The sequence below is a fragment of the Streptomyces sp. NRRL F-6492 genome, from assembly GCF_001280125.1.
GTDB lineage: Bacteria > Actinomycetota > Actinomycetes > Streptomycetales > Streptomycetaceae > Streptomyces.
Genome location: NZ_LGEG01000262.1, coordinates 23,665 through 33,771, shown reverse-complemented (window position 1 = coordinate 33,771; position 10,107 = coordinate 23,665). Strand labels below are relative to the sequence as shown.

Genomic DNA, 10,107 nt, shown 5'->3' with positions numbered 1-10,107 from the left:
GTCGTAGTCGTAGTCGTAGTCGTAGTCGTAGCCGATCAGCCGCACATGGCTGAAGCCTCGCGAGCTGTTGTTGTCGGTGAACAGCTTGAGCCCGGCCTTGGCATTGTCGAAGGACAGGTCGGAGTTGCGGCCGTCGATGATGACGAAATCCGCCTTCTTGTCACGGCCGGCCTTGAGGGCCGTCTGCACCGTGCCCGGGGAGCTCCCCTTCAGGACCTTGAACTCGGTGGCCACCCCGCCTACCCAGGCGTCGAAGCCTACCCAGGTGCCGAAGTGCTTGCCCTTGCCACGACGGCGCTCACGACTTTGTCACCACCGGTCTCTACCTCGACCTCAGCCGCGTCCTGCGTAACCGGGCGGATGACCCCGCGATGCGCTACCGCACAGGCTGGACGACGACGTCTACGCCCACGCCCTGAAGACCTCCGGCGCCCTGACCCTGATCACCCGGACCGCCGTGCAGCCGCGCGCCCTGGCCGACGAGGTGCCCGTGGGCCGTCTTGGTCCGGCTCACGGTGGTGTGCCGGGGAGGCCGTCACAGGAGTGTTGTGGCGGCCGAGACGGTCGGTCGGCTCCTCCGGGAGGCGTGGGACAGGGAGCACGGCGTCGACATCGAGCACCACCGCATCGGCCACCCGGTCCTGACCTCCTCCGCCCCGCCTGACCCGCCCGGCGTACCCAAGAGGGGCGGTCACCCGGATGTCCCGGGTGATCGCCCCTGTCTCGCGTTCCGTGGTGTGCTGTGTCTCAGGTGTGCAGGGCCTGTTCGACGGTGGGGTGGCAGTCGATGACGGTGTCGACGCCGATCAGGCTCAGGACGCGCTGGACGGCTTCCTGGGGGGCGGCGATGCGCAGCCAGCCGTGTGCGGCGCTCAGGTGCTGGTGAGCGAGGATGAAGGCGTTGATGCCGCTGGAGTCCATGAAGGTCACGCCCTCCAGGTCCGCCACGATCCGCGGTGGCACCGTCGCGTTGTCCGTGGGAATCAGGGCGTCGGCCAGGGCGTCCTTGGCGGTGTGGTCGATCTCGCCTCGCAGGGTCACGACGCGGATGCCCTCGACCATGCGGCGCGCCACGGACAGCCGTTCGGCGTGGTCCGTTTTCTCGTTGCTGGTCATGCATCTCCTCGACTGCGTTCCGGCTTGCCCGTACCGGGGCGTGCGCGGACGATTCTGCCCCACCCGATCGGGCCCGGCACACCCGGATGGCCGCACAGACAATCCCGGTAGAGCCGGGTAAGGATCATCTGGGCGGGTAGCCGCGCGGCGTGAACGTGAAGGAGGACGGACCCAGTGGAACTCGATGCCGGTTATGACAGCGGTGCCCAGCCCCCTTCGGAAGGGCATCTGGTACGCGCCGACTACACACTGGAGGGCGGCGGCAACCGCATCGCCGCCGCCCGTCACCATGCCGCGGCCTTTCTGGACCGGATCCGCATCGAGTACGGTCTGCCGGTGTCGCAGCGTGTGCGGGACCTGACCGAGCTGGTCGTCAGCGAACTGGTCACCAACGCCCACAAGTACGCCTTGGGGCCCGTCCTGATGCAGCTGCGCATCGGTGCCGATGGTGTGGATGTCGTGGTGTGGGACAGCGACCCGGCTGTTCCGGTCGTCCGTGCCGCGGACCCCGGCAAGGTGGGCCATTACGGTCTGGAGATCATCAAGAAGGTCGCCGAGAAGCTGTTCGTCGAGCGGGAGCCGGTCGGCAAGCGCATCACGGCCCGCCTTGCCCTGGCCGAGGTGCCGGACCCGGCGTAATGCCGGACCCGGCGTAATGAGGGTCAGGCACGGCGGCCGCCCACGCGTACGTTTCCGTTCCAGCCACCCTCGAAGCCTTGCTCGGACCCGTGCGGGACGCTGCTCTCCGCGATTCAGGTGTGATCCCCGGCGACTGCTCCGGCTTCCGGTGCCGCGACGAGCTCGTCCGCACGCTCGGCCGGGATCCCGACGGCCAGGTGGTCACCCGAAGATTCTTACAGTCCGCTGTTCAGGGGGTCGTCGGTCAGGGCGATGGTGGCGGTGATCCGTTTGCCGAGGGGCGTGCGGTGGATGGCGAAGCTGTGGGCGAGCTTGATGACGATCTCCAGGCCGTGCTGGCCGATACGGGTGGGATCGGGCGGGAGGATCGCCGGCGGGGTGGGGTTGCTGTCCCAGACGCTGACCTCGATCGTTCCGTTGCCGGCGTCGAGGGTGAGCAGGCTCGCCCCGGGGGCGTACTTGCTGGCATTGGTCATCAATTCGCTGACCACGAGCTGGACGATGTCCATCGTGAACTCGCAGACCGGCAGGCCATGGACGGCCTGGGCATCGGTGAGGAAGCGGTAGGCGAGGTCCCGGGCGGCGGCGATGTCCAGGCTGCCCTGGAACGCTCCGGACACCGAGAGGGCCGCCGCCCGGCCCGGTCGCCGGTCTACACAGTTCACGACCTGCTCCACAGCATCCCCGTTCTTGGCGTCTTCCAGATTCCACACAGCCGAAAGCCGTGTACCCCTGATCTCTGCTTCGACACATGGAAGCCGTGAAGAGGACATCCGACCGTCGCTTTGCCCTCGACCCTCATCGAGCACAGGCTGGTACCAGCGGATAGGGGTTCATACCGAGACCGGCGTCACCGCCCCCATGGAGCAGGTCACCGCCTTCCAGGGCACCCCGAACGACGTCGCCGAAGGCGTCGCCGCCCGCATCGCCCGCTCCCGCTTCCTCTGCGAAGGCCACCACCGCTTCGTCATCCTCATCCAGCGCACCGTCTGGTCCCTGGAAGCCTTCTACGTCCACGACGACACCATGGCCGTGGTCGAGACCCTCACGGCGGAGATCAAGGTGACGCAGCCACGCGAGCTCGCCGACCACGCCAAGGCGTTTGCCGACCTCGCGCAGATGGCCTTCTACGGCGACGACGCCCGCGCCCTGATCCACACGGCGCTCGACGCCCTGGAGTGAATCCCGCAATTACCCGCAATCTTGTTGAGGAACGAGCCACGGCCTCCGTAGCGTCGAACGACACCGACGCACCCGGCCGCAGAAGGCGGTGCCCATGAGCGCCCCCACGCCCTCCGGCTCCGCCCCGGACGAACCCGGCATCCGGCCGCCCGGTCCTCCCTGCAGCCTGCCGGCCGCGCCCGCCACGGCGGCCCCGGCCGGGACGACGCGGCGGGGGAGCGATGAGCAGCCACACGATGCTCCACGACCCCACGACCCTCACGACCTGATCGAAGCCCAATTTCCCCTCGACCGGGCCCCCGACGACGCGTCAACGTCCTCTGGGCCCTGCCGCGCGACCGCCGCTACACCGTCGTAACCCCGGCTACCTAGGGCACGTCCCTTGCGCCGTGCGGGGCGGCGCCGGCCTGGAGGCGGCTTTCAGTGGTCGGGGGCCGGGCGCGGAGGGGGCACTGGTCGATGGGGAAAGCCGCCTGGAAGGCCAGCCGACGGGCGGCGTCCGCACCGAGACGGGTGAGGAGGTCGTCGAGGACGAGGTACTCCTCCCAGGGCTCGCGCCCCGTCGCGGCGGCCAGCGTCTGTATGAGCTTGTCCTCCGGGTCGGGGACGCGTTTGTCCTTCCAGACCTTGTCGGCGGTGCTGACGAGGAGGTCCTCGATCGTCACGTCGGGGCCGTCCCAGCTTGCGTGGGGTGCGGCGAACCTGGCCAGGCCCGGGTACCGGTCTGTCACCCAGCCGACCAGTTCGACCGCGACATCGTGGACCGCGCGCAGGTGCGCCGCCAACCGAGGCGGGACCTCAAGGGAGCGCAGCAGTCCCGCCACTGCGGGCGGCAGCGGTCTCAGGGACGGCTTCGCTGGGGCGTCAAGGGCGCGGGACGGGACGTCGAAACGTATCGAAGCCATCCTGTTGAAAGTACTGGCCCCTGGTGCGCAGGTCAGCAAGATCCGAAGACAGGCCCTCGGCCGCGGCCGCTTGACTGCTGCATCGGGAAGCAGTACCGCCGGGCCGCCTTCCTCGCTCCGCACGGCACTCCAGCGCCCGCCCGCCGACACGTCCCGTCTCGGTGTCCGTTGCGGGTCCTTGGAGGCGACTTCCCGATCTCGGTGTCAAGCCGGAGGCTGAGGCTGACCCAGCCCGCATGTCGAGGAGTCACCGTCCTCGGACGCAGGGCACCACGCGTTGCAGCGGCATCTGGAGATCGACGAGGTTCTGGATGTTCACGAGAAGTGGTTCTGGCTCACTTTCCGTGAAGCGCATACGTTGAGTGACGGCAAACGCGCAGAGAACCGGGGCTCTGCGCCAGAACAGCGGAACTTCCGCGTATTCGCCTGTCCCGTTGCGTTCCCACCACAGATCGTGATCAGCTCTGCGGGCTTTTCGGGCTGCTGCATCGTTCGCGTTTTCCAGGGTGCTGGTGTCGTGGCCCCAGGCGTTCAGCGCGTCCAGCACGATGCGGCGACCTCAGAACCCGACCAGGACAACTGCAGAACTGGACGACGCACGATGCAGACACCGTCTTCATCAGCTCTCTGGTCGCGGTCCCTCTTTCGCGAACCTGACGCTGAGGACGGAAAAAGCTCACGGTCTGCCTACGCCCCGCCGACCGGGCCGGGGAAGGTCTGGCCAAGGGCGAGGAGGGGTTTTGTGGCGCGGAGGCGAAGGCGCCGGAGCGTTTGCCGCTCAGCCTCACAGCCGAGACGAGTGCGCCCTCCGTGATCAGTCTCTCGCCCTCGGTCTGTGACAGGCCAAACCTTCGGCGATCAGCCGCACACGTCAACTTGGGCTGTCCGAATATTCGTTTGCCGTAGGCGAGCCAAGTCGGATAGGAAGCCCGCATGCTAAAAGGCGGCAAGATCGGGCTGAGGGCCCGGCACGAGGACGACATCCCCATTCTGCGGACCGAGCTCTACGACGACGTGATCAACTCCGCGCGGGCCGAGGCCGGACCGTGGCGGCCGATCTCACCTGGTTCGAAGGACCCGCGGCTCGTGGTGGACGACACGGCGCAAGGCAGCGTCACGTTCTCCGTGGTGGAGTTGGAAGGAGGTGCCCTGGTCGGTACCGCGACGCTGTGGGGTATCGACAACCACCACCGGTCCGCCCATATCGGGCTCGGGCTGCTGCCCGTCGCGCGCGGCAAGGGCTACGGCACGGACGTGGTCGGGACGCTCTGCTACTACGGTTTCGTGGTCCGCGGTCTGCAGCGGCTGCAGATTGAGACGCTGGCGGACAACCACGCCATGCTGCGCTCCGCCGAACGCAACGGCTTCCTCCGCGAGGGCGTGATGCGCTCCTCGGCGTGGGTGCTCGGCGAGTTCCTGGACGAGGTACTCCTCGGACTCCTCGTCCAGGACTGGAAACCGGGCTCGCGGGGCTGAGGCCCAAGGGCTTCATGGGTCGTGCAGCCTGGCAGCGGGTTCGCTCCCGGGCCGGCTCCCCGTCCAGATGCGTGATGCCCGGCCGGGGACGGCGGGTCCGTCCCGCTCGTCCCCACCTGCCGTCAGAGCGTGGTTACACGCTGTCTCGCAGACCCCCACTCCCGATGTCCGGCGCGGACGCGGTGTCACAGTGGGGCCCGCGTGGAGGCGTCGACATCGGCCAGGCTCAGACGGGACACATCGGCCAGTACGCCGTACCACTCGGCGGCCGTGTCGATGATCCGCTCGTGCGTGCCTCCGGCGTCGCTCCGGCGCGGCACGCAACCGCGCGGCATGCCCACGCCCTTGGCGTCGCGTAGCTGGGCCTGGAGAGCCCTGACGAATCCGGACTCGGGGAAAGATCGGGGAAAGAGGAGAGCCGGTGGTGCTCCGCGGCAAAGGAGGACAGCTCCACGAGCTCGGGCGCGGAGACTGTCGCCGTGAAATCGCCGTGAAGGCGCCCCGGGGGCGTGGGTGGACCACCAGCCGCCGGGAACCACCCCCGACGGGGCGATGACATAGGTGAACGGCCCCTGGGCTTAAGTGCCTTCGCGCAGCGGCAGCGGCTCGCACATGCCGCCGACGAGCCCTGTGTCGACCGGCCACCGTTCGCCGTCGATCCCCACGATGAGTACGAGATGGTCACCGCCCCGGCCCGTAGCAGGCCGAGGACCGGTTTCGTATCCGTGGTGCCGGGCGGCAGATCGTCGTCGGGAATCCAGCTGAGCGTGGGCCGCGGGCGCGCACGTCGTAAGGGTGCGGAACGGATCACGGCCGCACCCCGCTGTGACGGCACCGCCCCTGTCCGGCGCGGCCGCGGCAGGCCCGAGCGCTAGGCTCTGGGTCGCCTCACCCGCCCACGTCCTTCCCAGCCCGAGAGTACGCGCCGTGGAAACCGAAGACAGACCGCCCTTGACGATCGACGCCGATGCGGAGCGCCGCTTGTGGACGCTCGGCGCGCCACCCGGAGTGCTGGGCCGGCCGGTCGTGGCCGGCGGCACCGTCTACCTGCCCGTAGCGGGCGGCCGTCTCGCCGCCGTCGACCCGGACCGCGGCCGCGTGCTTTGGTGCAGCGCGCCGCTCACCGAGCCGGACACCGGACGGTTGGTGCCCGTGGGCGAGGTCGTCGTGATCCCCGTACAGGGGGAGTACGGGCGCAGCGGGTACGTCGCCCTGGACGCCGCGACCGGCACGGTGCGGTGGACGCGCATCAAGAGTGACCTGCACCGCGTCGCGGCCGCCGGTTCGACGCTGGTGCTGTGGAACGACACCTACGACGAGCGTGCGAAGATCGCCGGCATCGACGCGTTGACCGGCGAACTCCTCTGGGAGAACGAGTTCCAGCGGATCTGGCGCCTGCTGGTGCGCGGGGAGCGGGTGATCCTCGACGCCGGGGGCCTGCGCGCGCTGGACGCCCGCAGTGGTGAGGAACTGTGGAGCAAGGGGTACGGCAGCGCCCTTCCCGAACCGGGCAGCCCCCTCCCCGGACAGTGGGGGACGGACAATGCGGCGGTCTTCCACGCATGGAAGGGCGGCACCGCGCCCGAACTGTCCCTGTGTGCGTCGGACACGGGTGAACAGCTCACCGCCACCCGCTTCCCGCGGCGGGCGCTGCGACACTTCTCCCGGCCGCCCACCCTGCTCGACGGCGGCCGGGTCCTGTTCGCGGAGAGTTACGGACGGCGCCTCCAGGTCTACGCCCACTCCGACCTGGCCACGGCCGAGCCCCTGCTGGAACTGCGTCTCGCCCGCTGGCGCTTCACGTCCTTCTCCGGGAACCCACTCTGCGTCGGCGACTGGGTGTACGCCGTCGCCGGTCGCCGCTACCAGGTGTACGCCGCCCGGTGTGGTGACGGGTCCGGCCTGCGGCCGCTGTCGGCAACCGCACCGGACGGCCGGGCGGTGCGGTTGCCGCAGACGGTCGCCGGCCCGAGGCACCTCTTTCTCTCCAACGGCCGGACCGTCGCCGCGGTCCGGGACGGCCGGGTGCTGTGGACGACGGCCACGGACACGTACGACAGCTGGCCGGTGCCCCTCGGCTCCGACCGCGTGCTGTTCCCCTCGCGCAGCCGGACCGCAGACGGATACCGGCTGCACTGCGCGGACGCGGAAACAGGCCGCCGTCTCACCTGACCGCGCTCAGGGTGGTGTGAACGGGTGTGGCAGTGGCACTGGACGGGTGTCGGCAAGGGCGGCAGGGTCCGGTCCCGCGTGTGTTGTGCAGCGATGTTGATCACGGTTGCCACGGGCAGTTCGACGGCGCCGGCGAGCCGCTCGGCCAGGGCGAGCACCTGCGGGGCCCCGGCGACCGTTGTCTCTTCGCCGGAGTACGCGGTGCCGACGGGGAGGACGATCGCCTCCTCCAGCGCGAGGGGCACCAGCACGCTCCAGTCGAGGAGGCCCGACAGCTCCGCACCGGTCAGTCGCCCCCTGCACAGCGCCACGAAGCCGTCCATGGACGGGCCGGCCTTCTCCTCGAACCAGCCCGGCGCCTCCCGTGCGGCCTGCGGCAGGTCGTACGGGGGCAGCCCGCGCCGCTGCAACTCGCTGTTCAGCGCGGCGGCGACGTCCCCGTACCCGCCCTCCCCGGGCTGCGACCAGTCCTGCGCGGTGACACTCACCGGATAGACACCCATGGTCGCAACGTACCGGCCGCCACCCGCTACGAGATCGGCGCCCGCCTCGCCGCACTCGTCCTCCGGCTCCGCGAACCCGTCCAAGACGGTTCGTCAGGCAGGACCTAAGACTTGTCGCGCGGGGTGATCCCTCCGGCGTACACGTTGTTCGGTGTGACGACGGACGTGACGGCGCGGGCGACCAGGGTCGACGGCTCCTGGCCGTCGACGAGGGAGTCGGTGTTCAGGATGAGGACCAGGGTGGCCTTCTGCGAGGGCAGGTAGACGGTCACGGTCTCGTACCCGGGCAGGGAGCCGTTGTGTCCGATCCAGCCGTTGGTCCGCAGGATGCCGAGGCCGTAGTCGGTGCCGGGGAATCCTGTCGGCAGCACCTTGAGACGCTGCGCCTGGGTCTCGGCGCTGAGCAGCTTTCCGGTGGCGAGGACGGGGGCCCAGCGGCGCAGGTCCTGGAGGTCGGAGATCATGCCGCCGGCCGCCCAGGCCCAGCTGGGATTCCAGTCGGTGGCGTCTGCGACGGCGCCGGTCAGCGTCTGATCGGTGTATCCGTGAGCGTGGGGCTCGGGGAACTCGGCGCCCTCGGGGAGGAAGGTGTGACGCAGACCGGCCGGGCGGACCACCCTCTCGTGGATGACGTCGGCGAGCCGCTTCCCGGTCACCTTCTCGACGACCAGGCCGAGCAGCACGAGGTTGGAGTTGGAGTACTGGAACGTCGCGCCCGGCGCGAAGGTGTTCGGGTGCCGGTAGCCGTAGGAAAGGACCTCCCACGGGTTGAACGGGCGCTTCGGCGCGCTCAGCAGGTCGTGGATGAAGTCGGGGTCGGCGGTGTACGGGAACAGGCCGCTGCGCATCCCGGCGAGCTGGCGCAGCGTGATCTTCTCGCCGTTCGGGACCCCTCGGACGTACTCGTCGATCGGGTCGTCGAGCCTGACCTTGCCCTCATCGACAAGCCGCAGGAGCGCGGTGACGGTGAAGGTCTTGGTCTCGCTGCCGATGCGGACGTAGGTGTCGGCGAACATCGGCCGGCCGGTGGTCTTGTCCGCGACGCCGGTCGCGCGGACGTAGCAGCCCTTGCCCGGCATCCACAGGCCCACGACGAGTCCGGGGACACGGGCCTGCTTGCGGACGTCCTCGACGGTCTTGTCGAGCCGAGCGGTCAGCTCGGGGCCGAAGCCGTCGGCGGGGCAGCCGTCGCCGTCGTGCGGACCGAAGGCCGTGGCGGGGGAGTGTGGGGCCGGGACGGCCGTGGCGGGAACGGTGGCCAGCGGGGCCAGCACGGACGCCGCGAGCAGCGTCGCGGCGAGCAGCCGGCGGGGAAAGGTTCGTCTCATGAGGGGGCGCCTCTTCCAGGTCACGGACGCGGACGGCGACAGACCAGCATCAGATGCGGCGCGAACGGCAGACCGCCCGACCGGGACCCGGCGAGTCCACTCGTTCGGCGCCCCGCCCCCGAGCCGCTCGCTGCCGCTCAGCGCGCCACGGCCGCCAGGTCCTCATCCCGCGGGGCCGCGCGGACGGCTTACAGGACGGGGAGTTCCACCGTGGAGGCACCGGTCGCCAGGACCATGTCCTCTGCGGCCAAAACGACGGGGAAGTGGACTCCGGTCGCGGTGGTGCGGCCGACGGCGCCCGCGAGGGAGGGCCGCGCCAAGGGTGCACAGTGCCAGGTCGTGGGGCTGGGGAGACTGGATGGGTACCGAACTTGATCGAGTGATGTCGGGACGGTTCGCCGGACAGCGGCCTGCTCGCTCCGGTAGCTCCTGGGGAGTGAGACACGCGCAGGGCGGTGGGCTGACCGACGCCGAGAGAGCCGCGCGGGAGTGAATCCGGCTGCGGGCTGTCGCCTGCTTCGAGAGCGGGGAGACGAACCGCGAGGTCGCCACCGCGCTGCGGGTGAGCGAGCACCGGATCCGCAGGCAGGACGACTGCCACCGGCTGGGCTGCGTCGTCGGAAGCCGTGGTCCCGGCCCCACGGCGGACACGCAGCCGAGCCCGGACCTCCGGAGGGAGAATCCGAGCCCGGCGTGGGTCTGGTGGCGCTCAGAGGTGGCGGGTGATGAACTTGTCCCGCTGATGCAGCCAGTCTCCGTGCAGAGTGCGATCACGTACCAGATGCA

The 10,107-nt window shown here is 69.9% G+C and carries 11 protein-coding genes and 2 pseudogenes; 5 read left to right on the top strand and 8 right to left on the bottom strand.

The window, feature by feature from the left end:
- Nucleotides 1–240, bottom strand: a pseudogene (locus ADL08_RS30705) (hypothetical protein); the annotation flags it as partial.
- A 507-nt stretch (nucleotides 241–747) separates the two neighbouring features.
- Nucleotides 748–1,116 carry an STAS domain-containing protein gene (locus ADL08_RS30700; RefSeq protein ID WP_053648765.1) on the bottom strand — a complete coding sequence of 123 codons (369 nt, stop codon included), beginning with the start codon at nucleotides 1,114–1,116 and terminating at the stop codon, nucleotides 748–750.
- A 174-nt stretch (nucleotides 1,117–1,290) separates the two neighbouring features.
- Here ADL08_RS30700 and ADL08_RS30695 point away from each other — a divergent pair, with 174 nt between their 5' ends.
- A complete protein-coding gene (locus ADL08_RS30695) occupies nucleotides 1,291–1,755 on the top strand; it encodes an ATP-binding protein (protein WP_063885390.1) in 465 nt (154 codons plus the stop codon).
- Between the two features lie 215 nt (nucleotides 1,756–1,970).
- Here ADL08_RS30695 and ADL08_RS30690 read toward each other — a convergent pair whose 3' ends face one another.
- Entirely contained in the window at nucleotides 1,971–2,420 is a 450-nt protein-coding gene (locus ADL08_RS30690; RefSeq protein ID WP_234352324.1) for an ATP-binding protein, read from the bottom strand.
- A gap of 172 nt (nucleotides 2,421–2,592) precedes the next feature.
- Here ADL08_RS30690 and ADL08_RS30685 point away from each other — a divergent pair.
- Nucleotides 2,593–2,937 (top strand): annotated as a pseudogene (locus ADL08_RS30685) (transcriptional regulator); the annotation flags it as partial.
- Between the two features lie 368 nt (nucleotides 2,938–3,305).
- On the opposite strand, the gene ADL08_RS30680 reads toward ADL08_RS30685, so the two are convergent.
- On the bottom strand, nucleotides 3,306–3,842 hold the full coding sequence (locus ADL08_RS30680; protein WP_324610446.1) for a phosphohydrolase: 537 nt from the start codon (nucleotides 3,840–3,842) through the stop codon (nucleotides 3,306–3,308).
- Nucleotides 3,843–4,089: 247 nt separating this feature from the next.
- The gene (locus ADL08_RS37730) at nucleotides 4,090–4,389 is read right to left on the bottom strand and encodes a hypothetical protein (RefSeq protein ID WP_199837121.1); all 300 of its coding nucleotides are present in this window, start codon (nucleotides 4,387–4,389) and stop codon (nucleotides 4,090–4,092) included.
- Nucleotides 4,390–4,775: 386 nt separating this feature from the next.
- On the opposite strand from ADL08_RS37730, the gene ADL08_RS30675 reads away from it, so the two are divergent.
- On the top strand, nucleotides 4,776–5,318 hold the full coding sequence (locus tag ADL08_RS30675) for a GNAT family N-acetyltransferase (protein WP_053648758.1): 543 nt from the start codon (nucleotides 4,776–4,778) through the stop codon (nucleotides 5,316–5,318).
- A 185-nt stretch (nucleotides 5,319–5,503) separates the two neighbouring features.
- Here ADL08_RS30675 and ADL08_RS37400 read toward each other — a convergent pair whose 3' ends face one another.
- A complete protein-coding gene (locus ADL08_RS37400; protein ID WP_159043102.1) occupies nucleotides 5,504–5,653 on the bottom strand; it encodes a hypothetical protein in 150 nt (49 codons plus the stop codon).
- A 460-nt stretch (nucleotides 5,654–6,113) separates the two neighbouring features.
- Here ADL08_RS37400 and ADL08_RS30670 point away from each other — a divergent pair, with 460 nt between their 5' ends.
- Nucleotides 6,114–7,490, top strand: a complete 1,377-nt coding sequence (locus tag ADL08_RS30670) for a PQQ-like beta-propeller repeat protein (protein ID WP_078968292.1) — start codon at nucleotides 6,114–6,116, stop codon at nucleotides 7,488–7,490.
- Nucleotides 7,491–7,811: 321 nt separating this feature from the next.
- A complete protein-coding gene (locus ADL08_RS37395; protein WP_159043100.1) occupies nucleotides 7,812–7,985 on the top strand; it encodes a hypothetical protein in 174 nt (57 codons plus the stop codon).
- A gap of 112 nt (nucleotides 7,986–8,097) precedes the next feature.
- On the opposite strand, the gene ADL08_RS30660 is transcribed toward ADL08_RS37395, so the two are convergent.
- Together ADL08_RS30660 and ADL08_RS38870 are read right to left on the bottom strand one after the other, a co-directional pair.
- Nucleotides 8,098–9,321 (bottom strand): serine hydrolase domain-containing protein, encoded by a 1,224-nt coding sequence (locus ADL08_RS30660; RefSeq protein WP_053648751.1) that lies wholly within the window; start codon nucleotides 9,319–9,321, stop codon nucleotides 8,098–8,100.
- A 188-nt stretch (nucleotides 9,322–9,509) separates the two neighbouring features.
- Entirely contained in the window at nucleotides 9,510–9,641 is a 132-nt protein-coding gene (locus tag ADL08_RS38870) for a hypothetical protein (RefSeq protein WP_267889593.1), read from the bottom strand.
- Nucleotides 9,642–10,107 lie beyond the last annotated feature (466 nt).

Excerpts from the sequence above, each read along its gene's own strand:
- ADL08_RS37400 (WP_159043102.1), bottom strand. The coding sequence starts at position 5,653 with ATGCCGCGCGGTTGCGTGCCGCGCCGGAGCGACGCCGGAGGCACGCAC.
- ADL08_RS30680 (WP_324610446.1), bottom strand. The coding sequence starts at position 3,842 with ATGGCTTCGATACGTTTCGACGTCCCGTCCCGCGCCCTTGACGCCCCA.
- ADL08_RS37395 (WP_159043100.1), top strand. The coding sequence starts at position 7,812 with ATGGACGGGCCGGCCTTCTCCTCGAACCAGCCCGGCGCCTCCCGTGCG.
- ADL08_RS30660 (WP_053648751.1), bottom strand. The coding sequence starts at position 9,321 with ATGAGACGAACCTTTCCCCGCCGGCTGCTCGCCGCGACGCTGCTCGCG.
- ADL08_RS30675 (WP_053648758.1), top strand. The coding sequence starts at position 4,776 with ATGCTAAAAGGCGGCAAGATCGGGCTGAGGGCCCGGCACGAGGACGAC.
- ADL08_RS30700 (WP_053648765.1), bottom strand. The coding sequence starts at position 1,116 with ATGACCAGCAACGAGAAAACGGACCACGCCGAACGGCTGTCCGTGGCG.